This window comes from Streptomyces sp. NPDC052301 (genome assembly GCF_044593395.1).
Lineage (GTDB): Bacteria > Actinomycetota > Actinomycetes > Streptomycetales > Streptomycetaceae > Streptomyces.
In genome coordinates this window covers 1-24,986 of record NZ_JBIUBE010000027.1, presented here as the reverse complement: position 1 = coordinate 24,986, position 24,986 = coordinate 1, and the positions used below count along the sequence as shown (strand labels likewise).

Sequence of the window (24,986 nt, the reverse complement as noted above, 5' to 3'; positions counted from 1 at the left end):
GACGGCCGCCCGGGCCTGGTGGTGCCGCGACGGCCGCCCGCCCCGGCGCTGCGTCCGCGTGCGACTTCCGTCAGCGCGCCGCGTGGCGCAGGCCGGTGACGAAGCCGGCGCCGTTGGGTGTGCCGACGCCCGTCATGGTGTCGTAGCCCTTCACGGTGACCTGCTGGGTCTGGGCGCGGTCCTCGGCGTCGAAGACATCGATACCCGTTCCGTCCTGAGCACCACCGGGAGGGAGGTACGCACCCCGGTCCTGCTGGGGCATCGACGAACCGACGGGCAGGACGTCGTGGAACGCCCGGGTGCCGGCAAGCCGGTAGATGAGCGGGTTGATGAGGCCGAAGGCCGACTTCCTGCCCTGCTGAGCGTCGGCGACGAGGCCGGCGATCAGCGGGCACGCGAGGCTGGTGCCGGCGTTCACCATGGTCCGGTACGGTCCCGCCCTGCCGTGGCTCGTCGACGTGATGTACCCGGTCAGCAGGCCGGTGTCGGGATCGGCGTCGGCGGCGATGTCGGGCACGGCCCGCTCGGTGACGATTCGGTTGCCGATACGGACACGCGCCATCGCCGTGGGGCGACGCCCTTTTGATAGGCAGGCTGTGCGTGGACGAGGCTGATGCCTCCTCCTCCGCCACTGACGCCCAGGTCGGTCCACTTGCCGTGGTCCAGGGAGCCGTAGTCGTCGGACCACCCGGTCTCGAAGACCCGGCCGGTGAAGCCGACGGCGGCCAGCCGGGAGCGGACCCAGCGAGCGCGCAGCCGGGTCTCGGTCGCGGCCGCGGTGGACTCGACGAGTGCGGCGGCGCGTTCCAGGCCGGGGCGCTCCTGCGGTGACGCTTCTGTCAGCGCCTGACGCAGGACCGTCGCGACCACGTCCGCGTCCCGGATGGCCAGCACGAAGCCACGACTGCGGCCGCGCTCGCGAGAGCAGCAGTCGCGACGTGGACCCTTCCGGGGCGCAGGGCGGTGGTGGGCCGGCTCGACGTGCGGGGCATGCGCATGATGGTCTCCAGTCGCTCGGTGTGCCTCCACCGTCGCCCCGCGGAGAACTGCCGTGCGTGAGTGCACAGACTCAGAAATGCCCGCGTCGATGCTCAACAGGGCGCAGAACCGGGCCGTTTCCTTCGGATCATCAGTGGGTCGGTCTGGTCTGTGGTTGCCTGACGGCCAGCGGGCACGCATGGAGCCGTTGCTGCCGGACCGGACTTCGAAGCGGGTGGTGTGAACGTCGGCGCGTCCTCGACGCGACCGCGTTCAAGCACCCCACCGGGCGGCTTCCGTCGCCTGCGTCGCCGCCACGAGCACAAGGCCGACCACATCATCGGCCAGACGGCGTGACGGGAAGCTGTTGGGGCTCCTGCCGGGTGGTGAGGTCCGGTGCCGGATGTGAGCGCCTGTGCGCCTGGCACGCTCTCTGCCCGGACACGGCCGGTACACCGCACGGTCGAACGCATGGGGGATGGCTGGGAGCAGGAGTGTGCGGGTCGCGGGGATGGCAGCGGATGCCCGTACGGGGCGGTACTCGCGATCGATGTGGGGATCCCGGAGTACCGGTGCGATGACTGCCGACACTACTGGGAACTGGACGAGACGGAGCCGGGACGCCGGGCGGGTGATCATGATGCGCTGACCCAGCCGATGGGGGACCCGGGGGAGACGGGGCCGGGGACAGCAGCGTGAACCCGGTGGATCTCGGTGGGGGAGGAACTGCACGGTCCCGAGCAAGGATCCTCGCCGCGGTCCTGGCAGCAGCCGACGCCGACGACGATATCGACTGGGATCGTATCGGTGGACGCGAGGGCGTGTTGGTGCGGTACTTACGCACCTTGCTGGCCGAGAACAACCCTGTGGTCGGCCCATGGGAATACCCGTCGGGACAGCGGTGACACGGGCGTGGCTTCCGCTCAGCGGGCGCCGGTCTCAACGGACGGCTCGGTTGATCTCGTTGTTCGTGGTGGCGAGGTGTCCGTCTGCTGCAATTCGGCCAGGAGCTGGTTCCGCCCGACCAGAAGCTCAGTGAGGATGCGGCGAGCGGCACGCAGGAGTTCTGCTACGTCGCCGCCGGCGAGCGCGTACGTGACGGTGGAGCCCTCCCGGGTGGACACGACGATGCCCGCGCGGCGCAGGACGGCCAGCTGTTGCGAGAGGCTGGAGGGCTCGATCTCGATGTCGGCAAGCAAGTCTCGTACAGGGACCGGGCCGTGCTGCAGAAGTTCCAGGACCCTGATGCGTGTGGGGTGTCCAAGCATGCGGAAGAACTCTGCTTTGGCTTGATAGAGAGGGACCTGCATAGCGCTCTTCCTGCCTGTCTAGGTGGCCTGTCATGGTGCGGCGGTGCCCCGAGGACACAGCCGCACCATGAGTCCTACCTGTTCATTTTTCTCGGTCCGGGCGGATTCCGTTCATGAATTGTCGTCCTCTCCATGTGACGGATTGAAGAAGTCTTCAATTGGTGAGCGTGCGTCAACCCGGCCGGGAAGGGGCCTAGACCTCGAGCTGTCCTTCGACCCGCTTGAGCTGATGGCGGGCCATGGCCAGGTTCGAGCGGTCCTTGTCCATCACGAGGTACAGGAACAGTCCGTTTCCGTTCCGGCCGGTCACCAGCCGGATGAGGTGGTACTGCGCTCCCAGCGTGATCAGGATGTCCTCGATCTCACTCTTGAGCCCAAGAAGCTCCATGGTCCGGACCTTGGCGCGGATCACGTCCGTGTTGCCGGCCGCGGCGACCGTCAGATCCAGGTCCTTGCCCCCGCCCAGGGTGCCCAGAGCCATGCCGCTGGTGTAGTCGACGACAGCCGCCCCCAGTGCCCCCTCGATCCCGGTCATCATTTCCTTCAACGCCACTTCCACCGTCGCCATCGGCGCCCTCCCCTTGGTTGTCGGCTGCGGTCGGCCCCGTTTCCGGACCCGCCGCCTGTGATCGCACCGTATGCGCATCGACCCGAAGGGAGAGAAGCCTGTTCGAGAACGATCCAGGATGATCGGAAGACACTCTGATATGACAACGCGGCGAGCGGAATTGCCAGGTCGTCTGAGGCCGAAGGTGCGCCGAGCAGGAAACCGTCGACCGTTGAAGTGGTCCGGTAGTCCGGCTCGCACACGGCCCGGTGCCCACGGCGGCGCGATTCTGGGTCAGCCAGTTCGTGGTGGCAGCCCACGCCACGGCATAACGCCCCGTCGGCGCGGGGTCGACGGGGCGTCGTGCACCAGGCGCGGGCTCGAACGGTCAGCGGGCTGTGACTGAGCAAGACACCTGGCCGGGGCGGACGACTTCGATGCACCGCGTGGCTGCCCGCCCCGTGCGAGCCGGGTCACCACCGGGCGCGCAGCACACCATCGCTGTCCGGTAGGACGGCGCAGAACAGTGGGTGGCGTTCGTCGAGGTACAGGGGCAGGGCGGAGGCCGCCTTCGCGCCGGCCACGAGGGCCGCAAGCTCCTGGTACTCGGTGTCGTCGACGATCGCGTGGGCGATCGTCCCGTCCTGTGCCTCCCAGACGAACTCCACAGATCCCTCCTCGGGCAGCGAGGCGAGGACCGCGCCGACGTCGGGGGTCAGCTCTGGCCAGACGGTCAGCAGAGCGCGCGGGCCAAGACCGGCGCGCACCGCGTCGAGGTTTTCCTCCGTGAGGCGGTGCCAGCGTGCGGCGTTACGAACGTAGGCCTCCTGCAGAAGTGCCGTCCGGCATGACGCCAGCATCGTGCGCACGCGCGCCCAGAAGTCCGCGTCGGCGACCTCCGTCACGTCCGGTTCCTCAAGCTCCACGGCGTACGGCGACGTCGTCACCGATTCCGGGAAGAGGCCGAGTTCCCGTGCGCGGGCCACGGCGTCCAGGCAGGGCCGGTCGCTGCCTACGTACACGTACTGGTCCCATCCGACGTGCACGGCAAAGCTGTCCCCCGCTTCCAGCCGGCACCAGGCGCCCTGGTCGCGGAGCATGGCCCGCACCAGCTCCAGAGCCACCGGAAGGGAGATCTCCGCCCCGTCGTGGTAGCCGGTCAGGTCGGGCGGGAAGAGCCCGGCGAGACCATGTCCGGCAACCGGCGGCTCCCCACCGAAGTGGACGAAGCCGGAGACCGCGGGCTCCCGGATCTCCAGCCGGTCGATGCCGGAGGCCTCCGCGAAGGCGGCGATCGCCGCCAGGTACGCCGCCTCGACCAGCCCGTGGTCACTGACCGTGTCCTCGGCACCGGTGTAGTTGCCGTGCTCGTCACGGTCGGCGGGGTCGTACTTGGTGATCCGGTGGACGAAGGCTGGCGGCACGCTGCTCCTCGGACTGGGCGGAGGGGTGCCAGCGTAGTTCCCGGTTCCGATTCCGTAGTCCGGGGGTAGCTCGGGGGACGGCCCGGGTCAGCCGACCGGGCGCTGCCGGAGGAGATCCAGCGGAAGGTGTTGGAACTGCCGGCCGACCTCCCCCCGCCCCTTCGGGCTCTGCGACCGACCTGCGCCCTGGTCGAACTCAGAGGAGCCCTGCGTCACCACGGCACCGACCCGGCCCACCTGGGGGGCCTTGAGGGTCAGGTCCATCGCCCGCCTCGGCGTCGACGTCCGCGTCGACATCGACCCCACGATCACTGTCGCCGCGACCGCCTCCCGCCAGATCACCGGCCCGGGAGGCGTCCTCGCCATCACCTCCGAGCAGGCCGCCGAATGGGTGCGGGCACCCTGTCGGAGCGTCACGGCAACGCCGTGGAGCGCATTCCCACGCCGCACCGACTCGTCGACTGGCTGGCGGTGAACGGCCTCGCCGTGGACTCCTGCACGCCTGCCCAGCTCGACCTCGCTCGGGAGCTGAGGGAGTCGATTCACGCTGCCGCGACAGCGGCGGCGATCCACGACGCTCTCCCTGCATCTGCTGTCCAAGTCATCAATGACTGCAGCGCTCAGGGTCGGGCCGCGGCCATCCTGACGCCCGACGGTAAGCGGCGATGGCGGCTCAGCTCGGCTTCCTGCGTGGAAGATGCCCTCAGCGTGATCGCCGCCGACGCGATCAGCATCATCGCGGGCGAACGAGACGGAAGATTGGCCTTGTGTGCGTCACCAACCTGCCAAGCTGCCTTCTTCGACATCAGTCAAAGTCGCACCCGCAAATGGTGTGACATGAACACGTGCGGGAATCGTCAGAAGAAAGCGCGCTTCCATGCGAATCACGGCAAAAACCCTAGATCAGGGGAGTGATCGTTACCTCGGTACTTCCAAGTGGGCCCCACGCCTGCGACACGTCCGTCGCGTTGGGTGCACGCCAAGCCCGTCCGTGCAGGGCATCGCGCTTGCAGGGCCTGTGGTGCCGGTTTGAGCAGGAGATACCCAGCGGCGGCGGCAGTCCGTTGCGGTCGCCGATCAGGTGGATCTTCGATCCCGGCTTGCCGTGATGGGTCGGATTCGGTCCGGTCAGCCCCCTTTTGTAGCCCGAATGCAGACCGAGTCGATTGCGGATCCGTTCGTGAGAAAGAGGAAGGAGAACAAGCTCAGCTTTTGAGCACGATCCACACCGCGACGCCGAGGAAGATCCCGCCTCCGGCAAGCATGCTGATGTACATGGGCCGGAGGTGCCTGCGGGTGAACCCCCTGACAGCCTCGGGGTGTTCGGGCAGATGGACGACCGGGACATGCGTTCCAAGGTCCAGCCCCGTCCCCGTCGCCACAGACGTGAACCTGACGGGTCTGCCCTGCCGGTCGGTGAATTCGATGACGGGCGTCAAATCATCGTCCGCCGACGCCAGATACTGGTCCACCACCACCCCCTCCGGCGTGGACGCCGTACCGACGCAGCCGCGCTTGTACGGCACCGAGCCCGGTCACCAATCACTCGGGCATGGTCTTCGATGGCTTGCTTGAACTCTGGCCAGTGGGGCGACGCCCCGCAGCTCATCCCGGTTATGGAACGCATCCGTGTCCACCGTCCAGGTGGCGGGCATCCGCGCACCCGGCCCGACCACCTGGGCGGCGATGAGGCGCATTCCTCCCGGCGCAACCGCCGCTACCTGCGACGTAGCCAGATCAAGCACACCATTTCCGAGCCCCGAGATCAGCGGGCCCACCGCAAAAGACGCGGCCACACGCTTCGACAAACGCGCCTACGTCTTCCACGGACCCCCACCCTCGCCTGCATCCGGCTCTGGCTCCGCCCATGATCAGCCGGACAGGCCCTGGACTAGGGCTCGTCGGCGAGGGGATGCCTTCACGTTTCGGCGCGGCGGAACTTACGGTTTGTGGGTTACCCAGAGCAGTTCCGCCGGCCAGCGGTGTGCCCAGTCGGGTGGGTCGGTTTCGTTGTAGCCGTTGGGTGTCCCGAGTTCGGGCCGCGGCTCGATGAGGTCGTCGATGATGAGGCCCGCGCCGCGCAGGACCTTGACCCAGCCGCCGTAGGTGAGCTGATAGCTGGTCGCGCCGTCGTCTTCGGCGATGGTGTTCAGCCCGAAGTAGTCCTGCTGCAGCGTCGTGGTCACGCGGCTGGCGGCTTCGTCGTAGCAAGCTTCGAACCATGGGCTGGCGACGTTGAACACCAGGCGCCCGCCTCGGCCCAAGACGCGTGCGGCCTGCGGGACGGCCAGGTGCGGGGGTGCCCAGCTGAGCCCACCGAAGTCACAGAACACCAGGTCGAAGCTGTCGGCGGCGAAGGGGAGTCGTTCGGCGGCGCCTTGCACCAGCGAGTAGCGGGCCGCTCCCATCGCGCGGGCCGCTGCGGCCAGTTGGGCTTCGGACAGGTCGAGCCCAACCACGGTGGCGCCCTCGGCGGCGAGCGCCCTGGACCACTGGCCGGCGCCGCAGCCGAGTTCTAGGACGCGCTTGCCGGTGACGTCGCCGAGGGCGTGCAGGTGCGCGTCGGGGATGGAGTACATGCCCCATAGCCGGGGTGTGGCGCCGATTTGCGGGTCGTGCTTGTGCTGGTAGGCGCTGCTGATCTGGTTCCAGAGCCGCCGGTTGGCGGGGATGCTGTCCACGTGCCGACTCCAGCACTGCCTGCCGGGGCGGTCAACACGATCAGGGCACTGGCCGGCCCTCGCCTCGGTCCGGCCCCGGCTCGCCCTATAATCCGCCGGACGAGCCTAGGCGTCGGTGACGATCTGGTCCGCGTCGTGTGGAGATGCGCTGTTCGTCGGCTACTTCAGGTTGAGTGTGTCCCCGGCCGACACCTTCAGAGAAGTGGTTGTGGTGCCGGGAAAGTACCAGCGCCAGTCGCCTGCCGAGGTGACGGTCACCTGGGTGGTCAGCTTTCCGGCGTCGCCGGTCGTGACGGACTTGACCGTGGTGTAGTGGGCAGCGCCCCTTTTCCTGAACTGAAGCTTGACCTGCTGGCCGGTGAACCCGTGGTACTTCAGGTCTTCCCAGTTGGCCCGTGACAGTTTGCCGGTGATGGTCACCTTGGCGCCTTTGGCGACCTTCTCCGGGGCGATCACCGTGGTGAGCTGGGCGGCCCGCTTGACCTTGTACTCGGCGATGTGGTCGGAGATCCAGTAGTCGCCGTCGTTCGCCTTGACGGTGGCGTTGACCTGCCAGACGCCGGCGACCTTGTTGGTGTCGATGTCATCGCTGTCGGCGATCCAGCCGGGGTCGATGGTCATCGTGGCCCGGCATACGGAGGTGGTCGCGCTCTTCTTCTTGCAGAACGAGTCGCCGTCCCAGGTCGCGAAGGTGTAGGCGTTCGCCTTGTTGAAGGTGCTGACGTGCGTGAGGCCCTTCACCCCTGAGTTGTCCTTGATGGTGATGTCGATCGGGTAGCGGATCGGCTTCGACGTACCCACGATGACGTTGCCGCCGCGGTTGACGACGGTATTCACCACCCGGATGTCGCCCCGCCCCTCCGCGTGTGCTCCGGTCGCTGTCGTCAGCACCAGTGCCGCCGCCCCACCGGCCGCGGCCCAGGCCGTTCTGCCTCTCATGATCCTCCCCTTGTCGTCTTCGTGCCAGGAAGGCTACGTGATCAAAGACTTGTCACGTCGTCGGTTTGCAGGCTGCGGCCAGCGTCGATGCGAAGGCGTCGAAGTCGAGCCGCGAGGACCTCGAATCAGGGCGGCACTTTGGGCTGTCGCACATGCCCAGGTGCCCTCATCCAGCCGCCCGATCCGATACGCCTGCCGTATGTGGGGCGACCGACTGCGGGCTTGGGGTTGCCTGCTGCTCGCCACCTCTTGAGGAAGCCCCAGGGTTGTCGCTGATACTTCGTCCTGGACACCGGGGCGAGGCGACGGCTGCACGAACCCGCCCACAGACGGACCGATGCAGATCAACACCTGGTGCCGTCTGCCCATGCCGAGATGTCAGCGACGCCCCGGCGGACGGCTTCTTCCGGGTCCCGGGCGAGCTTCCCGCAGGCCGCCGCAACGTCCGGCGCACCGCCCGCTCCTTCCAGCGCGTCATGCACCCCGCTCTGCAGCCAGTCGGCCTGGTCGTCGTCAGCCGCGGCAACCGCGAGAGCGATGAGCCTAATTGCGTTCACCGTGCCCACCCGTGCCAGGGCCTCTGCCGTCCGCCGGGTCACCGCCGTGTCCTCGACATCCAGCAGCAGCCCCACCAGCGTTGCCGCGGCCTCAGGAGTATCAGCGAAGGAAGCAAGGTCACGCCCGGCACGAACACGTTGCGTCCACGAAGGAGACAAAGCCTCAGCCAGGGCCGCCTCCAAGCCCCTCATCATCTCTGACACGACCACACAGTAGGCCGGCGACTCGCAGCTTCGCTGAGCGCCACGAAGTGCGTCGGCCACTCCAGCGCCGCTCGGACCGCCCCCGCGCCGCGCCGGGCCGGCTGGTTCTGCAACCGCTCGAGGGACAGCCGCCCCGCGGCATCCCAGACGACCGATTCACCGTCCAGCGCGGTCGCGTCCGGAAACTGCACGGTTCCCACCAGGACCTCCGGAAACGAGGCCGCCATCTCGGTGTTGCCCTACCCTCCTCGAGCACTGCACCACCCGGCCCGCGTCGACGGAGACCGTCGCCCCGAACCCGTCCCTGCGTTACCCCCGCCCGGGTACGCGAAGTCCCTGCACACGTACGCCTGACTTCCAGGCCCTCATGGCTGCCTAGCCGGCCAGCTCCTCTCCTGGGAGCGGCGCTGGGAAACAGGAAGCCCCTTGGATTGGCCGACTGGCCGGGCCGGGGAGCACGTCATTCGGCCTGGGCGCCGCCCTGCTCAGGTGCGCTGGTGGAGGTGTAGAAGACCGAGGAGCCCTGCTTGGTGCGCTGGGCGAGGTTCTTGGCCACGAGTCCTTCGAGTGTGGTCCGCACGACGGTGGCCTTGGTCCCGCGGTCGGGGTGGCTCTGGCCGAGCGCGGCGGTGATTTCCGCGGCGGAGCGGGGTTCGCTTTGCTCGGCGAGGTGGCTGCGTACCAGTTCGACCAGGGTGGACTTGGTCGTCTTCGCGGTTGTGTCCGTGCTCTCGGGGTGTTTGGCGGCTGCCTTCCCGGCCGTGGTGCGCCTCGGTCCGGTGGGGGACTTGCGGTCGCGTGTCTGCTTGCCCGCCGCTGATTTGGCGGCAGGCTTGCGGGGCGACGGTACGGTGCTGTCGGCGCCGGCAGCGGAGTCAGCCGGCGCGGCCTGTCCGTCGAGTGCCTGCCGCACGTTCACCAGTACCGTGTGGTCGCGCTGCAGGGCGGCCAACTGTGTTTCCAGCGCGCTGATCTCCTCGCGGAGGCGGTCCTGCTCCTTGGTGTTGCGTTCGAGGTCACCGCTTACTTGGGCGATGTACTGCGAAGCGAGCTCGGAGGTGGGGGCGGGGGAGGTGCTTTTGGGCATGGAGTCCACTCTTCCTCGGTTTGCGAGAGCACGGGAAGGCACTGCTGGGGGAGTGCTGTGTTACAGCGGGTTGCAGCTGCTATCAGGTGCCCGGAGTAGAGATAGTACGGAGAGCGCGGCAGGTTGTTCCCCTTGCTGCGCCATTTCGGTTCAACAGTCCCGGCGAGACAGTGCCTGGGTAATGCCGCAGGTTCTCGGCGGCTGTGCCGAAAGGGCAAACCTCAGTGGGTAGTTGACATGCGCGAGAGCTCAAAAGAGCTCACCCGAGCACTGCGGTCACTCGACCGCGACGGATTCACTTCCCGAGACACCGACGCTGACTCTCCTGGCTACCGCCTCACCCTACTCGGACAGAGCCTCCTCGCCGTTCTCCTGGACGTCTACACCTGGACCGCCGAGCACTGGGACGAACTCGTCGACGCCCGCGAGCGCGGAGACCGTCCGGAAGCCGGTTCGCCTGTCAACAACGTGCTGGCCCGCAACAACTAGCCGCCGAGCAGCTCGCTGGCCCAGGCGGAGGACTGCCCGGACATTGGAGACGCCCCGTCGGGCGTCGAGGCCTGGCCGCCGGCCGGCGTGACGGTGTGTGTGTGGGGGGCCAACGCCACGCTTGCGGTGGTCGGCGTCCACCGTCACTTCGCGAGCCTGCGCGAAGCAGTCCCCGGCATTCTCGCCTTCGCCCGGCTGGACGGATCAGTCGGAGGGGGTGATCACCGCGTGGCTGGTGTGATCACGGCGTCGAGTCGTGCTGTATGGCACCGTTCACCGAGCTGAACTCGCGCAAGTTCGCCAAGCCGGTGTCCCTCCTGTGGCGCGCTGGCGCGGACTCGGTCCGCAGCGGGCGATCGGGGAGCCTGTCCCTGGAAAGGCCGGGCGCTACTGGGCGCGGCGTACCGGCGGACCATTTTTTCGATGCGCCAGCTCGCCCCGCGTTGTTCGGGGTGGAGAAGTCGGCCCGCCGACCGCATCATCAACGACCTCGAGCCCGAGCTCACGCTGCAGCCCGGCAAGCCAGTGCGCAGCTTGGGAATCGGTCAGCAGCAGCCGTTCCAGTCGCATCGCGGCCTCTGTCCAAGGCAGCGCAGCCCGGCGTGATGGCGGCTGGGCGGCCTGATGCCGGGTGTCTTCTCGCTGAGCGGAAGGCGAGGCATGCCGCCTGCAGCCCGGTTGCTCGTAAGGTGGCGAGCAGGAGACCTCTCGAGGAGCGGCGGAGGGCAGCTCTACTGCTCTCTGTCTCCTTGATCGATCTCGGCGGCCCTTGAAAGCGGGAGAGGCACCGTCGTCGCCTGTGGACTGTTGGGAGACTGAGGGGAGTTGATGGTGTACACGTAGACTCGGTACCGACCAGTCGTCTCGCAGTTGGGAAGATGTACCAGTGGCGAAGATTCCGTTCGGTTCCCTGTCCGCCGCGATCGCAATGCTGGCAACAGCACTTGGCTCGCTGACACTTCAACTTCGGGCAGCCGGCTACGAGCAGTACGTCGAATCTGTGGCTTGCGCTAGCGTTGTGATGTACGTCACCGCGGCTTTAGTGGTGGTGACGTGGGTCCGCGCTCGCGGGCTGTACTCGGACTGAACTCTTTGAAGGCGCGGCCGGTGCCCGCACCAGTCCGCCGTCGGCTGTGACGTCAAAGGGGGGGCCTCGCCGAACATCAGGCCGAGACGCCGTAGCAGAGCCTGCTCGCCCGCCTGGCATGGGTGATGTGCAGGAGGTGTGGGCCTGGCCGCTCGCGCGGCGCCTTCCCAGCAGACTTCACCTGAGCGCGGACGGCTGCTGCAGTCCGTCGGTCCTGGTCATCACCAGCGGACAGAGGGCGGACTGCATCCAGTCCGAGACGGTAGTCGGAGAAGGCCTCGGTCCCGCGGTTCAACCAGGGCACGCCGCGCGAGAAGCCCGACAGTCTCACCGCGGGCAAGGCCTACAGCAACGGCCCGTGCCGCGAGTATCTACGAAGTCACGGCATCCGCCACACGGTCGGACATGCTCGGCTCAAGCCCAAGGGTATGGCCGACCGCCGCGAGCAGTTCGAGCGGCAATTCCTTATCCCCCTGTCCTATGGCGAGCCCAATCCAGCGGCCGAGCCCCCGGTGCTGCCACGCCTGCGTGCTTCCAGCCAGCTGACTCAGGCAGTTGATCGGCTCCCGCATGGCCTTCCTCTCGAGGCCGGCTCGTAGATACGGCAGCAGGTCAACGACGAGCGGCTCGCCCCAGCGTGCCGAAAGAGCTGCGATCAGGGCGTCCAGGTAGGCCCGCAGCTCTGCTTCAGCCTCGCGCGCCGCCTCGCCGTCATCGTCATCCCAGAACTCCTGACGGGCCCGCAGGATGCGCACACGATGCTCAGGGCCACCGCACCCGGCGCCGTCATCGAAGTTGGCCTCCGGGAAGGGCTGAGCGAGCAGCTCGTCGATCGATCGACGGCTGCAGCAGGCCGCATACGACACCGCACCGGACCCCGGCGGCGTTTCGGCGCCGCGCCCCGTCGAAGTGGATCGGGCGGCTGACGGCTTCGGGAATGGTTCTACGCTGAGGCCATGCCGAGGATCAGGTTGAACAACGAAACTGAGAAGATACTTGCAGTCTGGGTCGAGCCGTTGGGTGAGGACTACTGGATGAACCCAGAGGAGAGGTTCACCATCGCCACAAAAGCCGAGAGCGGGGACTTGGACGAAGCACCCTTCGATGTCGTCTTCCACGACCAGGGGGTCAGCGTCTGGGTGAACGTCGGCTATGAAGCTGTCGTCCGTGACCAGTCCGGCACCGAAGTGAACTGCGGACACCAGCGTCCCCTCGAAGTCCTGAGGAAGTGGACGGAAGCAGCCGAAGCCGCAGCCCAGCGAACCACCGGCTCGCTCACTCTCCGCGAGATGACTCGCGGGCACGCCGAGGCCACCGACGAGCGCGCACAGGAGCGTCCACTGTCACGATGACCACGGGGTCAGTGGTTGGAAGACCCAGACTTTTCTGCGCTGGCGAATGAGCACCGGCCGAATGCGCCGGCGCTTCCCCGGACGCCGGCCCGGGCAGCGGGTGAACCCGGTCATACTCCAAGCGCATCCGCGCAGGATCGGCGTCCCTCCTCGGCGTGGCAGGGCCTCCGTGATCCGCCAACTCGTCCTCCTGGCGCCGGCCCTCCGTCATCGCAAGGGACTGCGGCTACCACGACAGGACCGCCGCCCGCCCCGTCCCGGAAGCCGGCGGAATCAGGAGCAGATGCGCTCCTGGGATCACGCACGATGAGGATCAGGCGCTGACAGGCCGTGCGATGCGAAAGCCCACATCGTCGACCTGGAAGGTCGGGTGGCTACGGCGGCGCACGGAGGCCCGGCAGCTCCAGTGTTCGTCGAACCAGCCACCGCCGCGCAGCACACGATAGGTGCCATAGACCTCGGCGTCGTACACGTCCCAGCACCACTCCCAGACGTTGCCGAGCATGTCGTACAGGCCCCAGGGGTTCGGCCGCTTGCCGCCCACGTCATGCACTCGTTCCTGCGAGTTGCCGCGATACCAGGCGATCTCGTCGAGCGGCCCGTAACGCGGTCCGGTCGTCCCGGCACGGCAGGCGTGTTCCCACTCGGCCTCGGTCGGCAGCCGGTAACCATCGGCGGACGGATCCCACTCGATGCCTTCATCCTCGGCAGCCAAGCGATAGGCAGGTGTGAACCCGTCACGCTGCGACAGAGCGTTGCAGAACCGGACCGCGTCCCACCAGGAAACACCCTCCACGGGTGACTGGTCCCCCCGAGAGGTTCCCGGCCGCTTCCCGGTGATCTGTGCGTACAGCGCCTGAGTCACCTGATACGCCGCCAGTCGGTAAGGCGCGAGATCGACCGACCAACTGCGTTCTGTCCGCCGGTCCGACAGCGTCACCTGCCCCGGCAGGACGGCGATCATCTCGCTTCCTACGCCCGTGTTCATGGACAGGTAATCCTAGTGCCCCTCACTGGCGGCCCGCACGGTCCATCACCATGCGGGCACCAGGGTCCGGCCGCTCAACACTCACTGTGATGAAGCCGGCGCGCCGCCTGTCGAGTTAGGCGACACCTCACCATGCGAGGTCACCGGTCTCGACCTCAGGCTTCGGCGCAGGTGCCGTGGTCGGTGCGGCCGCGGTCCGGCCGCCCGGTGTGGGCGCGCCCGCCCGGAGTGCGCTTCGCCCGCGGCAGGGTCCGCGCCTGGTGATGGTGTGGGAGGCGCTCGCTGATGCCAGGGCACCTGGCCAGGGCGCCGGCCGGCATGCCTTTCCCGGCACCGACGCCGACTTGAATCTGACACTGGTGTCAGGTTCTACCCTCCCGGCATGACGAGCTCATCCGCCAGGGAGGCAACGGTGACGAAGGAACTGTTCGGCAAGGTGGCACTGGTGACCGGAGGCAGCCGCGGCATCGGCGCCGCGACGGCGAGGCGGCTGGCCGAGGCCGGTGCGGCAGTCGCGCTGACCTATGCGCGGTCGGCGGGCCAGGCGCGCGCGGTGGTCGAGCGGATCGAAGCGGACGGGGGCCGGGCCATGGCCATCCAGGCGGACCTCACTCAGCCGACCACAGCGGCCGACGCCGTGGAGCGGACGGTGCAGGAACTGGGCCGCCTCGACATCCTGGTCAACAACGCCGGGTTTCTCACCTACGGGCCGCTGGCCGAGGTGTCTGTCGAGGAATTGGACCGTGTTCTGGCCGTAGACGTCCGTTCGGTGTTCCTGGCGGTTCAGACCGCGGCCCGGCACATGCCCGGCGGGGGGCGCGTCATCAGCATCGGGTCGTGCTTCAACGGCCGCGTTCCAGCTTCGAATTTCGTGCTCCAGGCGACGGCCAAGTCCGCGCTGATCGGCCTGACCAAGGGTCTCGCCCGCGAGCTCGGCCCCCGCGGCATCACCGTCACCGTCGTGGATCCCGGCCCTGTCGACACCGACATGAACCCGGCCGACGGCGACAGCGCGGACTTCCAGCGCGGTCTCACCGCTCTCGGCCACTTCGGCCAGGCGGAGGACATCGCCGCCGCGGTGGCCTACCTGGCAGGCCCCGGTGGCCGCTTCGTCACCGGTACCTCCCTCGCCGTGGACGGCGGCTACACCGCCTGACACCTCCCTGTGCGCTCAGCGTCCGCGTCCGACTTGTGCAGCGGCCCGGTCGGCGGCCCTCCTGTGCCCGTTCGGTGCCGGGTTCTCGTAGTGCGTCGCGTTGCTGCTGGTTCAGTTGGCGCACCTCTGTGAGGGCGGTCAGTCCGCGCTGGAAGGCGGCTGCCGCCTTCCCGGAGGATTCCCAGCGTCCGGTCGGGGCTGTGTGGTTTGGGTGAGGCCTTTCCGGGTGGCTTGCAACGCCGGGGCAGGTGCGGGATTGTTGCCGAAAGGCATCTATTTTTTCGTCGCAGGAAGGTGGTGAGGTGCGCACCGTGCGTGCCTCTGTCTGTGTCTGTTTCCCGCGGTTCTTCCGCCCGTCCCCCCGAAGTCGGCCCTGGGTTCGCCACGGTGTGGACTGAGGCGCCCTATCCCGTGCTGGTTGTCGACCGGCACGGCGGCTTGAAGCGGTTCAATGACGCCGCTCAAGCACTTCTGCCCGCGGCGGCCAGCGGTGACCGGCTGCACGAGGCGGTACCGTCCTGGCTCGCAGAAGCGCACCAACGCCTTGGCCACCGCTCGCAGGCCTGTCCCGTCGGCCCGCTGAGCGGTGCCATCAACGACCGTCACTTCGAGGCGCACCCCACACCCGCAGACAACGGGGACGTGGTGTGGTGGCTGGTCGACGAGACCGACCGGCGTCTGGCTGAGAAGGCGCTGAGCACCGTCCAGACGCGTTCGGAAGTCCTCTCGAAGGCCTCCAGCGCGTTGCTGTCCACGCTGAATGTCTCGCGCTGTATGGAAGTGGCTGCTTCCATGGCTGCGGAGCATCTCGCCGAAGCCGCAGTCCTGATCGCCCCGTCCCAGGGCCATCGCATTCCCCTCACCTACGCTCGCCGGGGCAGCCCCGTCACGCAGACGACGCGGACGGTCGACGTCGCAGACGTACCGGGCCTGGCCGAGGCATTGCAGGGCTTTCCCCCTGTCCCGGCCCGCTGGATAGACCCGGCCGCCCTGCCCGACTGGGTGATCCCGGACGGCTTCGCCGGGACCGTCGGCTCGGTGATCGTCACTCCCCTCCCCGGCCACGGGGTGCCCGCCGGAGCCCTGATCCTGCTGCGCTCCAGTACCGAGCAGGCCTTCACCGAGGGCGAGGAGGTCTTCGCCCGTCTGTTCGCCGCCCGCGCAGGCGCCGCCCTGTCCGCTGCCCGTCTCTACACCGAACAGGCCTCCATCACGGCGACGCTGATGCGTGAACTGCTGCCGCCTGTACTGCACAACGTCCACGGCGTGGACTACGCCGGCAGCTACCGCGCCTCCATGGACCACGAGCGTATCGGCGGAGACTTCTATGACGTCCACCCCGGTACCCGCCCCGAGGAGGAAACCCTCGTCGTCCTCGGAGACGTCGCGGGCAAGGGCCTGGACGCAGCAGTCCTCACGGGCAAGATCCGCAACACACTTCACGCCCTGCTGCCCTTGGCCGAGGACCACGAGCGGATCCTGAACCTGCTCAACGGCGCGCTGCTCAACTCTCACCACGCCCGCTTCGCCACCCTCGTCCTGGCTTCCGTGCGCCGCCGGGGCGGCCGGACCCACTTGCGGCTGACCAGCGCAGGGCACATGCCGCCGTTGATCGTCCGGGCCGACGGCGCGGTGGAAGAGATGGCCACGCACGGCACGCTGGTCGGTGCGCTGCCGGCCGTCACGACCCACACGGTCGAGACGGTCCTCGCACCGGGGGACACATGCCTGCTTTACACCGACGGCATCACCGAGGCCCGCGGCGGCCCGCTGGGCGATGCCTTCTTCGGCGAAGCTCGCCTCAAGCGGGCTCTCGGCGAGTGTGTGGGCCTGCCCGCAGAGGCCGTCGTGGAGCGGATCCACATGCTGGCCGCCCAATGGCTGGGCGCGGGCCGGCATGACGACATGGCCACCGTCGCCATCAGCGCTCCGAAGACGGGCCCGCCGACGATTCTCAACGGACACCGGGCCGACCAGCCCCGCAGGAGGAAGACGTGACACACCCCACCGCCGCAGACGCTCTCCCTGATCGGCTGTGGCAGGCAGTGGCCGACGGCGACGAGTACGCGGCCGCCGGCATCCTTCACAAGGCACTGGCCGAGGGCGTGCACGAGGAAGCGCTGCTGCTCGATGTGATCGCGCCCGTCCAGGAGAGAGTCGGTATCGAATGGGCGGCCGACCGCATCACCGTGGCCCAGGAACACGCCGCCACCGCCATCAACGAACGCATCATCGCCTCCCTCGCCCACAGCGGGCAGGCAGGCGAGCGCCGCAGGACGGACCAGGGGCGAGTGACGGTCAGCTGCATCGACGGCGAATGGCACGCTCTGCCCGCCCGGCTCGTCGCCGAGGTACTGCGGCTACGCGGCTGGCAGGTCGACTACCTCGGCGCCCAGGTCCCCACCCCGCACCTGATCGCCCACCTGCACCGGACCGACCCGGACGCCATCCTGCTGTCCGGATCGATCCCCACCCACCTGCCCACCGCGCACGCAGCCATTACCGCCTGCCGGGCCATAAGCGTCCCCGTCCTGGCCGGCGGCCGCGCCTTCGGTCCCGAAGGCCGCTACGCCCGCGCCCTGGGCGCCGACCGGTGGGCGGCCGACGCGCGGGGCGCGGCCGCCGTACTGGCCGAAGGCATCGCGCGACCGGACGCCTCAGCGGGCCGGCACGCGGTGGACGACCTCCCGCACCTGGACGACCAGGAATACACCTTGGTCGTCCAGTCACGTTCCCAGCTCGTCAAGCAGACTCTGGTCGATCTGGAGGATCGTTTCCCCGCCGTGCGCGGCTACAGCGTCGATCAGCGCGAACGCACCGCTGAGGACCTCGCCCACATCGTCGACTTTCTCGCCACCGCCCTCTACGTCGACGACCCCGACCTCTTCACAACGTTCCTCACCTGGACCGCCGACATCCTCCAAGCCCGCAACGTCCCCGCCCACTCGCTACTGGTCGGGCTCGACATCCTCGCCGGTCAGTTGCGCGACTTTCCCCGCTCCCTGAACCTGCTCCAGGAGGGTGCCGCCGCCCTGGACCAGAGCACAGTCCGTCCTGCCTCCGACCCCGACATATGCGCATGACCAACCTGCACCCCACCGACTTCACCTTCAGCGTCCGCCGCGAACCAGGCACCCTGATCGTGCGTGTGGCCGGCGAACTCGACTACGACACGAGCGGCGACCTGACCGACGCCGTCGTCGAGCACTTGGCCGACGCGGCACCTCTTCACCATGTACGACTCGACTTCAGCGAGCTGACTTGGCTCGACTCCACAGGCCTGTCCGCCCTGCTGATGATCCACCGCCGCACCAGCGCGGTCGGCGCCAGGCTGCACCTGGACCACCGACCGGAAGTGCTGGAACGGATGCTTCGCATGACCAACGTCCTGGAGTACCTCACCGGCCCCGCACTCGGTACGGACACGAAGGGAAGAAAAGAGGATGACGATTTCGCTCGGGGCTGACACCTCCTGACTGACCGCAGAAACCCGCCCCCGAACTCATTGCGCGCACGGAAAGGCGCGGCGGCCAGCCGAGCGCATCCGCGGCCTGAGCAGAGGGATCCTCTCGGCAGGTGACGGTCCCCTTCCAACGGTCGGCCGTCGACGGCTCCCACATCCGGGCGTTGAAGCGGGGTCACAGCACGGGCCGAAGTCCCAGTTGACCGGGGCGAAATGGGCAGCACACACCATCTGATCACCGATGCCACCGGCATCCCGCTCGCCGCCACCCTGACCGGCGGCGACCGGCGGCACCGCTGCGAGCAGCGGGATGAGCTGGTGACATCGTTGCAGGGGCGACCGCGGCTACGACCACGACAAGTACCGCCGTATGGTCCGGGATCCGGTGAATGCCCTCTCCACGACCCAGCGTTGGGTGCCCGGACCGAAGGCGGTTGCAAAGTTCGCCGCTGCCGGCGCGGAGATGACAGGCGACGACCCCGTCGCCGCGCGGGCGATTGCTGCGCGCATCCGGGGTGCGCTCGTCATGCACGGTCGCCGCAACCGGCTCTTCCTCGTCGGCAACGGCGAGGTGATCGCACGCGAGAACACGGGGAGACGGTTGCTCGTCCTCCAGGAGGTCGCCAATACGATCCCCGACAGTTGCGGTCGGCGAGGTCGCCGAGGCGATGCTCACGCTCGGATGGAGGACGGCAGGTGCCGTACAGATCTGGCTCCACGCAGCGTCGTCACGCAAGCGCGGCCACAACCGACCGAAGCACTCCCCACCACTCCCAAGTCAGCGACAGAGCCCCGAAATGATGCGGGATCACCCCTTCCCGGCCGCCGTCGGCGCAACCGCTCTTTCACCTGGTGTGACGAATCATCGGTTATGTGCTGTGGGGCGGGGGCAGAGGGCACTGTGAAAGGCGGTGATTTTGTGGACGAGAGGATTCGCAGGTACTTCATCCGTGCCTCGCTGGCGGGGTTGGTGACCGGCGCCATGCTCGGCTTCGCCTCGGGAGGTGTCTTCGGGGCTCTGGTGGGCGCGGGGATCGGTTGTGCCCTGGCCGCCGGCAGCGTCCTGTACTGGGGCGAACATGGTGGTGCGCGCCGCCGTCGGCCGACAGGTGCGGTACTGCCAGGCCGTTCGGACGGCCGGCACCTCATGAGGGCTCGCAAGGTACCCAACCAGAGGACGGGCACGTCGACCGGTTGGCCGCGCGCGAATTACTGACCTCGCGGTCGACTCGATTGGTTCCACCTCGTCATGCCAGGCCTTCTGTCCTCTGTGCACGGTCGGACAAGGCCCGACCCCGACGTGGCGGCCTGTGCCACCAGCCCGCTGTGCGCGACTTCGCTCAGCCGTGCAGCCGGCGGCATCTCGGCGTCGGGGTGGTGGCGCAGGCGGCAGCCGAGGAACGCGATCGGCACGATGCCGGTACGTTCCTCGGCGCGCAGGGTGCCCGGCGCGGCGGACACCACGCTCAACCGAAGCGGAGAGGGCGAAGCCGTGCTGCAGGAGTTCATCGGCACAGATGTGTTGTCTCCCGGTTGTCGTCGCGCTGCCTGGCCCAACTGCGGGAAGGCATGCTCAGCGGCCACTGAAAGGCTGTCCTGAGAGCGGTTGCACAGCTGCCCGCCGGTGGGCCCGGCGCCTCAGAGGAATGCCGGGGATGCGCTGTCGGGAGGAGACGCCCTCAGCGGGCGGGCTTGAGGTGGAGGTGCGCGGCGATCTGTTTGCCGGAGTCCAGGGCAGTGGTGTGCAGCTGGTCGCAGAGTCGGCTGACCAGGTGCAGGCCGTGTCCACCGACGCGGTGGGCGTCGTGTGCCCGTGGTACAGGAAGGTCAGGCGAGCTGTCACTCACAATGATGCGCAGCAGGGTGGTGTCAGGAGTCAGTTCCAGCACCAGTGCGCCCGGGCCGGGTGCGTGTCGCACTGCATTGGTGACCAGCTCGCTGACGACGAGCTGAGCGTCTTGGCTTGACCGGTGGTGGGATGCGTGACCGGCCTGGACCAATAGCGTGCGTACGGCCGCCCGGGCCTTGGCTATCGACACATCTGCCGTGTCCTCCCAGGCAGCGCTGTACCGCAGCGACGCCGCAGGCTCCTGTTCATCCGATGCCCGATCCTTCAGCGGGGTGACCATGAACCTCTTCCTATGGGTCGTTCCTTGTCGTCTCACACAGACTGTTGTTGTCGCGTATGCACCTGCCCGCTGACGGCGTGCTCATTGGGCGTCGGACGCCCCTAGCTGATCGACGCGGGACCTGTGCTGGCGATCGTGAACTGGTCGAGCGTGCCGCTGATGGTGAGAAGGCGCGTGACGGCAGGCTGCAGCGGGCCGAGAAGAATGAGGTCCCGGCCGGCGGCCGCATGACGGTGCCGGGCCATGAGGAGGGCGTTGAGGAGCATGCTGTCGCCGAAGACGACCCGCGACAGGTCCACTGCGGTGGTGGGTAGCCCGGCCTCGTCGGCCGCGTCCCAGACAGCCGCGAACTCCTCGGCGTCTTCGTGGTCCACCTCGCCGCTGACTGTGATCAGCAATACCTGCTTGTGCCGGGTGACGTGCAGTTTCCTTCCGAAGGACGCATGCATGGCCTCATTTTCACACCTGCGCGTGACAGGAAACCAGCGAACCCCATGGACCACGGGTCACCAATACGCCGAACGGACGGTCAGCAGTGTCGGCTGCTTCGTGGTCGCCGGACAGGGCAGCCAGCTCGGCCGCGGCTGCGCCCGCCAGGTCGTCACCGCCCCCTCGACGAGGAAAACTCGGGTCTTCCACAGCGACGAACTGATCCCCCCAACGGTGCCTGCTGGCGGGTTTCTCGGTAGAGCCGGCCGTCAGCGAGCGGGAGGACCGAGCTCTCCGGCGATGAGAGGTGGCCTCCGCAGCGCACGGCAACCGCGCAGGCACGGCCAGCGGCTGTACCGAATCCAGAGCCGCCTCGCCGCGAGAGGTGAGAACTGCCCACATCTCCAAGCCGTCCCCGCGGCACCGATCGATCAGCGCGGGAGCTATGAAGAGACTAGGGCCCGAAGCAGGTGAGGACGCACTTCAGCCCCAGGCCGAGTCCCCTCCCGGTAGCGATCCTCTTCGTAGATCAACGGCTCTCAAGTCGCCCAACGCCCGGCATGCCGGAGAGCGTTCGTTCGCAGGCCTTGGCCTCCGGTGCTGCAGGAACACCTCGGTGATTCACCTGCCGTAGGGCGATGCGGTCACGACGGCAGTTCGGTCCCGGTCTGCTCACGCACCATGTACTGGGCGTACCAGTCCGGCCAGTTCCGGTCCTCCGCACCGATGTCTGCCTCATGCTCCCCGTGCGCGGCCGCGGCGCGGCGCAGCGCGCTCGCCAACTCCTCGGCCGAGGCGAACGTCGTGGTCGCGGGATCGAGGCGTCCCGGGAGCCGGGTGGTCACCTCCTGGAGAAGCCAGCCGTTGCCGTCCGGGTCGCTGAAGGACAGGAACGAGCCGTAGCTGGTGCGCTGCGGATCCGGCCCCGGCAGCCGGGCCTCCGTCCCGGCGTGGTGGAAGACGCCGCCAGCGTCGTGGAACACCTCGCTCGGCTCGGCGCCGAGCCGTTTCAGCTCATCGTATGCGGCGCTGATGTCGTCCACGATCAGGTGCAGGCCCTGAGCCGAGCCCGGCCTCTGGGACGTGACAGAGGTGCCGAAGATGACCGACGTCGGCGAGCCCGGCGGCGTCACCTGCACCACCCGGAAGTTCTCGTCCGGGGCGATGTCCGCGTCCAGTCTCCAGCCCAATCGCGTGTAGAAGCTCCTGGCCCGGTCGACGTCGGACACCGGCACCACCACGACTTCGAGTTTCATGTCCATGACCGAGACTTCCTGCTCTCGTGCAAAATGCCGCTACGACGAGACTCGCACGGCCGGATGCGGGCCGCGCCCGGGAATCCGGCAGACGGTGGCCCGGTCCACGTGCTTCGGCCTCGGCCGGCGGGCGGCTTACGAACTCTGGCCGACGGCGCCGATGCCGAGTCGGCTGAGCAGCCAGAAGGTGATTGCGGTACCGGTGCCGTATGCGACGTGCGCGCCGAGATCCCAGGCCACGATCTTGGCGTCGTACTGCCAGATCGGCTTGTAGAGCCCTGCGATCGGCAAGGTCACGTAGTCACTGGCGAACACCGCGGCACCGAAAGGCACGCCGTACACGGGGGAGGGCCTGGGCAGTGATCCGGCCAGGATGCCGTAGGCCGCGCCGGCCGTTGATCCGTAGGCCCAGTGCGCGACGGTGCTGGTGAGCCAGGCGGCACCATCAGGAAGTCGGCGCTGGGTGAAGCCCTCGATCACCCGCTTCGCCACCTGCCCCGGATCAGGGGCCTTCTCCCAGCTCTCGACCGGGGCGAATTCCCAGGCGAGCGGGTTGTCCTTCCCCCCTGCGCGACGGTACTTCAGGTAATGGACGGCATCCAGGCACACCGTTCCCACCGCCCCGGCCAGCAGGCCGGCCGTCACCGCCGCGAGGGGAGTCAGCGGATTCCTTCGGGAGCGCATGACGCAATCTCCTCATCGATCGGGGCCGGGAGGGAAGGTCGATGGTGTTCAGCACTCGGACTGCAGGTTGGGAGGCATCGAGCCCGCATCGAGTATCCGGCGGATGGGACGCGCTCGCACGAGGGGAACGTGCGCGAACGCGAGTGGTGAGGGACCTGCGACGGGCGGTCCTGAGCGGTCCTTCGGAAGCTGACCGCAGGGGGCGCCCGTCTGTCTGAACCGCATACCTACCGGGACAACCTGAACGGGTGAGCCCATTCGTTCGTCTGCTTCGCCGTGAATGCACCGCCGACACCCGGTGCGTGGCCGGCCTGCACGACAACACCAACGGGGACCGCGACTACGACACGGTCAACCCAGAAGAGAGCGCTCTGCGTTCGCTGATCTCCAGCGCCACCGAGCACATCGAGATCTCGCAACAGGACCTCAACGCCACCTGTCCGCCGCTGCCCCGCTACGACACCCGCGTCTACGACGCCCTGGCGGCGAAGCTCGCAGACGGTGTCAAGGTACGCATCGTCGTCAGCGACCCCGCCAACCGCGGGATCGTCGGCAGCGGCGGCTACTCGCAGATCAAGTCTCTCTCCGAGATCAGCGACGCGCTGCGCAGGTGGCTCGCTCGGGTCACCGGGAACGAGCAGAGCGCCCGGGCGGCCCTGTGCGGCAATCTTCAGCTCGCCCCGTTTCGCAGCTCCGTGAGCGAGAAGTGGGCCGACGGGCACCCCTATGCCCAGCACCACAAGCTCATCGCCGTCGACGGCTCGGCGTTCTACATCGGCTCAAAGAACCTCTACCCGGCGTGGCTCCAGGACTTCGGATACATCGTGGAGAGCCCGGACGCCGCTCGGCAGCTCGACGGCGACCTGCTCCAGCCGCAGTGGACCTACTCCCGGCCGTCGGCGACCGTCGACTACGAGCGAGGGATCTGCCGCATCTGACACCGCACGCCTCGCCCGCCACCGCCCGGCCGGTGGTGGCGGATGGCGCCCGGCTCAGCCGCTCATCGCCCGGCGGACCAGGACACCGAAGGCCGCGGCGACGGCGGCGGGCACGACCGCGCTGTCGAGGTCGGCAGGCAGAGGGCCCGCGTCGCCTCATCGGCCGGCGCGGTGCCCTCGAACCGCGGTACTCCGCGCCGCACCCCGCCCGTCACTGAGACGTGTATCTGCGGGTTGTGGCAGGAACGCGAGCTGCCGGCACGCATCGGCTCGATCACGGGCCTGCCCGCCCGCCTCCACGGCCCACCGCATCCTGACCCGCACCGCCTTATCCACGCCACGGCACCCCCTACGCCCTGGGGAGCGGCGCCCTCACCGAGTTCGCCGCGGATTCGCCGGTCGGCGCCGTCGTGTGCGGCTGCGGCCAGGTACGAGGCCCGCACCCCAGCGTCCTGCCGACGCAGGTACCGCACCTGCGCGGCACTGGGGCGGGGATGGCCTGGGGGAATCGGGCACTGCGCGTCAGCGTTGTCGCAGCATGGGCGATGCATCCCAGTACGGCCATGACGAGCCCGGCCCGTCCGCCCTCTCGTCCGCCCGCGCACGCCTCGCGGCCGACCGCGCCGACACACTCGCGCGGGCGGCCGCGCTGAGCCGCGACTTCGACGGGATCGTCGCAGCGAACGCCTTGGTCGCGGTGGACGACGAGCACGACCCCGAGGGGGGCACCACCGCTTTCGAGCGGGCCCACGTCGCCGCCCTGATGGCACAGGCGCGCGAGCACCTGGAAGATCTGGACCGGGCGCTGGAACGACTCGAACGGGGACAGTACGGGCGGTGTGAAGGCTGTGGCGGGACGATTCCGCCCGAACGCCTGGAGATCCGTCCGGCGGCGACCACCTGTGTCCGCTGCGCCGGGTCCGGCCCACGGCGTGCTTGACCGCCACAGGCCCGGCGCCGGGCCCGCCGCGCAGGAACTGGCTTGGGTGCCGCCCAGGGCTGGCCGGGGCGGGGTGCCGGCCGATCACCAGCAGGGGGCCGTCGTCTGCTGACGAAGGCAAAAGGCCCGACGGTGCCTGGCTGTCCTGCCAGGCCGGAGCCGGGCGTGGGGCCGGGCTTCGGGGGCTGTGGGGCGTGATGTGGGCCATGCGAGCGGGATCACATCCTAAAGAGGGCCGTAGCCCCGGACCTCCCTGAAATGCACCGATCGCTGCCCATGTGAACAATTCGGGCATTTCTTCGAAAGTGGGTAGTAGGTCACATCGTTGCGTCCGGTCCGGGCGGCCGC

Annotated in this window: 25 protein-coding genes and 3 pseudogenes; 12 read left to right on the top strand and 16 right to left on the bottom strand. The window is 68.4% G+C overall.

From position 1 onward, the window contains the following. Positions 1 to 70: 70 nt before the first annotated feature. The 5 genes and pseudogenes from ACIHEJ_RS40140 to ACIHEJ_RS40120 all read right to left on the bottom strand — a co-directional run bounded on the left by ACIHEJ_RS40140 (position 71) and on the right by ACIHEJ_RS40120 (position 4,259). A complete protein-coding gene (locus ACIHEJ_RS40140; RefSeq protein WP_400142811.1) occupies positions 71 to 517 on the bottom strand; it encodes a hypothetical protein in 447 nt (148 codons plus the stop codon). A gap of 182 nt (positions 518 to 699) precedes the next feature. Further along, positions 700 to 894: pseudogene (locus ACIHEJ_RS40135) on the bottom strand (hypothetical protein); the annotation flags it as partial. A gap of 1,007 nt (positions 895 to 1,901) precedes the next feature. Further along, entirely contained in the window at positions 1,902 to 2,288 is a 387-nt protein-coding gene (locus ACIHEJ_RS40130) for an ArsR/SmtB family transcription factor (protein ID WP_400142809.1), read from the bottom strand. 193 nt (positions 2,289 to 2,481) lie between these two features. Continuing rightward, positions 2,482 to 2,856 (bottom strand): hypothetical protein, encoded by a 375-nt coding sequence (locus ACIHEJ_RS40125; protein ID WP_400142807.1) that lies wholly within the window; start codon positions 2,854 to 2,856, stop codon positions 2,482 to 2,484. A gap of 452 nt (positions 2,857 to 3,308) precedes the next feature. Next, a complete protein-coding gene (locus ACIHEJ_RS40120) occupies positions 3,309 to 4,259 on the bottom strand; it encodes an RNA-binding protein (protein ID WP_400142805.1) in 951 nt (316 codons plus the stop codon). Positions 4,260 to 4,646: 387 nt separating this feature from the next. On the opposite strand from ACIHEJ_RS40120, the gene ACIHEJ_RS40115 reads away from it, so the two are divergent. Then, positions 4,647 to 5,174 carry a CGNR zinc finger domain-containing protein gene (locus tag ACIHEJ_RS40115; RefSeq protein ID WP_400142801.1) on the top strand — a complete coding sequence of 176 codons (528 nt, stop codon included), beginning with the start codon at positions 4,647 to 4,649 and terminating at the stop codon, positions 5,172 to 5,174. Between the two features lie 290 nt (positions 5,175 to 5,464). Here the strand turns inward: ACIHEJ_RS40115 and ACIHEJ_RS40110 are convergent, their stop codons facing one another. Beyond that, positions 5,465 to 5,731, bottom strand: a complete 267-nt coding sequence (locus ACIHEJ_RS40110) for a DUF3592 domain-containing protein (RefSeq protein ID WP_400142799.1) — start codon at positions 5,729 to 5,731, stop codon at positions 5,465 to 5,467. 99 nt (positions 5,732 to 5,830) lie between these two features. On the opposite strand from ACIHEJ_RS40110, the pseudogene ACIHEJ_RS40105 reads away from it, so the two are divergent. Next, positions 5,831 to 6,130: pseudogene (locus ACIHEJ_RS40105) on the top strand (IS5/IS1182 family transposase); the annotation flags it as partial. 69 nt (positions 6,131 to 6,199) lie between these two features. On the opposite strand, the gene ACIHEJ_RS40100 reads toward ACIHEJ_RS40105, so the two are convergent. The 4 genes from ACIHEJ_RS40100 to ACIHEJ_RS40085 form a co-directional block, all read right to left on the bottom strand. After that, on the bottom strand, positions 6,200 to 6,940 hold the full coding sequence (locus tag ACIHEJ_RS40100; RefSeq protein WP_400142797.1) for a class I SAM-dependent methyltransferase: 741 nt from the start codon (positions 6,938 to 6,940) through the stop codon (positions 6,200 to 6,202). Between the two features lie 159 nt (positions 6,941 to 7,099). Beyond that, on the bottom strand, positions 7,100 to 7,879 hold the full coding sequence (locus ACIHEJ_RS40095) for a hypothetical protein (protein WP_400142795.1): 780 nt from the start codon (positions 7,877 to 7,879) through the stop codon (positions 7,100 to 7,102). A 344-nt stretch (positions 7,880 to 8,223) separates the two neighbouring features. Further along, the gene (locus ACIHEJ_RS40090) at positions 8,224 to 8,631 is read right to left on the bottom strand and encodes a hypothetical protein (protein ID WP_400142891.1); all 408 of its coding nucleotides are present in this window, start codon (positions 8,629 to 8,631) and stop codon (positions 8,224 to 8,226) included. 469 nt (positions 8,632 to 9,100) lie between these two features. Continuing rightward, entirely contained in the window at positions 9,101 to 9,727 is a 627-nt protein-coding gene (locus ACIHEJ_RS40085) for a hypothetical protein (RefSeq protein ID WP_400142793.1), read from the bottom strand. A gap of 237 nt (positions 9,728 to 9,964) precedes the next feature. On the opposite strand from ACIHEJ_RS40085, the gene ACIHEJ_RS40080 reads away from it, so the two are divergent. Then, on the top strand, positions 9,965 to 10,216 hold the full coding sequence (locus tag ACIHEJ_RS40080; protein WP_400142791.1) for a winged helix-turn-helix transcriptional regulator: 252 nt from the start codon (positions 9,965 to 9,967) through the stop codon (positions 10,214 to 10,216). Between the two features lie 928 nt (positions 10,217 to 11,144). Then, positions 11,145 to 11,303: an SCO3870 family protein gene (locus ACIHEJ_RS40075; protein ID WP_400142890.1), complete on the top strand. Its 159-nt coding sequence runs from the start codon at positions 11,145 to 11,147 to the stop codon at positions 11,301 to 11,303. Positions 11,304 to 11,674: 371 nt separating this feature from the next. Here ACIHEJ_RS40075 and ACIHEJ_RS40070 read toward each other — a convergent pair whose 3' ends face one another. Next, positions 11,675 to 12,169 (bottom strand): hypothetical protein, encoded by a 495-nt coding sequence (locus ACIHEJ_RS40070; RefSeq protein WP_400142790.1) that lies wholly within the window; start codon positions 12,167 to 12,169, stop codon positions 11,675 to 11,677. A 90-nt stretch (positions 12,170 to 12,259) separates the two neighbouring features. Here ACIHEJ_RS40070 and ACIHEJ_RS40065 point away from each other — a divergent pair, with 90 nt between their 5' ends. Further along, a complete protein-coding gene (locus ACIHEJ_RS40065; protein ID WP_400142789.1) occupies positions 12,260 to 12,655 on the top strand; it encodes a hypothetical protein in 396 nt (131 codons plus the stop codon). 313 nt (positions 12,656 to 12,968) lie between these two features. Here ACIHEJ_RS40065 and ACIHEJ_RS40060 read toward each other — a convergent pair whose 3' ends face one another. Continuing rightward, complete coding sequence (locus tag ACIHEJ_RS40060) at positions 12,969 to 13,619, bottom strand: formylglycine-generating enzyme family protein (protein ID WP_400142788.1); 651 nt, start codon at positions 13,617 to 13,619, stop codon at positions 12,969 to 12,971. Positions 13,620 to 14,025: 406 nt separating this feature from the next. Here ACIHEJ_RS40060 and ACIHEJ_RS40055 point away from each other — a divergent pair, with 406 nt between their 5' ends. The 5 genes and pseudogenes from ACIHEJ_RS40055 to ACIHEJ_RS40035 form a co-directional block, all read left to right on the top strand. Beyond that, positions 14,026 to 14,799: a 3-oxoacyl-ACP reductase family protein gene (locus ACIHEJ_RS40055; RefSeq protein ID WP_400142787.1), complete on the top strand. Its 774-nt coding sequence runs from the start codon at positions 14,026 to 14,028 to the stop codon at positions 14,797 to 14,799. Positions 14,800 to 15,126: 327 nt separating this feature from the next. Continuing rightward, positions 15,127 to 16,797 carry a PP2C family protein-serine/threonine phosphatase gene (locus tag ACIHEJ_RS40050; RefSeq protein ID WP_400142889.1) on the top strand — a complete coding sequence of 557 codons (1,671 nt, stop codon included), beginning with the start codon at positions 15,127 to 15,129 and terminating at the stop codon, positions 16,795 to 16,797. Beyond that, on the top strand, positions 16,794 to 17,882 hold the full coding sequence (locus ACIHEJ_RS40045) for a B12-binding domain-containing protein (RefSeq protein ID WP_400142786.1): 1,089 nt from the start codon (positions 16,794 to 16,796) through the stop codon (positions 17,880 to 17,882). Before ACIHEJ_RS40050 ends, ACIHEJ_RS40045 begins: the two co-directional genes overlap by 4 nt. Then, on the top strand, positions 17,879 to 18,265 hold the full coding sequence (locus ACIHEJ_RS40040) for an STAS domain-containing protein (protein ID WP_400142785.1): 387 nt from the start codon (positions 17,879 to 17,881) through the stop codon (positions 18,263 to 18,265). Before ACIHEJ_RS40045 ends, ACIHEJ_RS40040 begins: the two co-directional genes overlap by 4 nt. Before the next feature lie 128 nt (positions 18,266 to 18,393). Next, positions 18,394 to 18,625 (top strand): annotated as a pseudogene (locus ACIHEJ_RS40035) (IS5/IS1182 family transposase); the annotation flags it as partial. Between the two features lie 1,316 nt (positions 18,626 to 19,941). On the opposite strand, the gene ACIHEJ_RS40030 reads toward ACIHEJ_RS40035, so the two are convergent. The 4 genes from ACIHEJ_RS40030 to ACIHEJ_RS40015 all read right to left on the bottom strand — a co-directional run bounded on the left by ACIHEJ_RS40030 (position 19,942) and on the right by ACIHEJ_RS40015 (position 22,760). After that, positions 19,942 to 20,391, bottom strand: coding sequence for an ATP-binding protein (locus ACIHEJ_RS40030; protein WP_400142784.1), 450 nt, complete (start codon positions 20,389 to 20,391; stop codon positions 19,942 to 19,944). 101 nt (positions 20,392 to 20,492) lie between these two features. After that, positions 20,493 to 20,840, bottom strand: coding sequence for an STAS domain-containing protein (locus ACIHEJ_RS40025; protein ID WP_400142783.1), 348 nt, complete (start codon positions 20,838 to 20,840; stop codon positions 20,493 to 20,495). Positions 20,841 to 21,464: 624 nt separating this feature from the next. Further along, on the bottom strand, positions 21,465 to 22,082 hold the full coding sequence (locus ACIHEJ_RS40020) for a VOC family protein (RefSeq protein WP_400142782.1): 618 nt from the start codon (positions 22,080 to 22,082) through the stop codon (positions 21,465 to 21,467). A 129-nt stretch (positions 22,083 to 22,211) separates the two neighbouring features. Then, a complete protein-coding gene (locus ACIHEJ_RS40015) occupies positions 22,212 to 22,760 on the bottom strand; it encodes a hypothetical protein (protein WP_400142781.1) in 549 nt (182 codons plus the stop codon). Positions 22,761 to 23,062: 302 nt separating this feature from the next. Between ACIHEJ_RS40015 and ACIHEJ_RS40010 the strand changes: the two genes are divergently transcribed. Both ACIHEJ_RS40010 and ACIHEJ_RS40005 read left to right on the top strand, forming a co-directional pair. Further along, a complete protein-coding gene (locus ACIHEJ_RS40010; RefSeq protein WP_400142780.1) occupies positions 23,063 to 23,698 on the top strand; it encodes a phospholipase D-like domain-containing protein in 636 nt (211 codons plus the stop codon). 538 nt (positions 23,699 to 24,236) lie between these two features. Further along, positions 24,237 to 24,638: a TraR/DksA family transcriptional regulator gene (locus ACIHEJ_RS40005; protein ID WP_400142779.1), complete on the top strand. Its 402-nt coding sequence runs from the start codon at positions 24,237 to 24,239 to the stop codon at positions 24,636 to 24,638. Positions 24,639 to 24,986 lie beyond the last annotated feature (348 nt).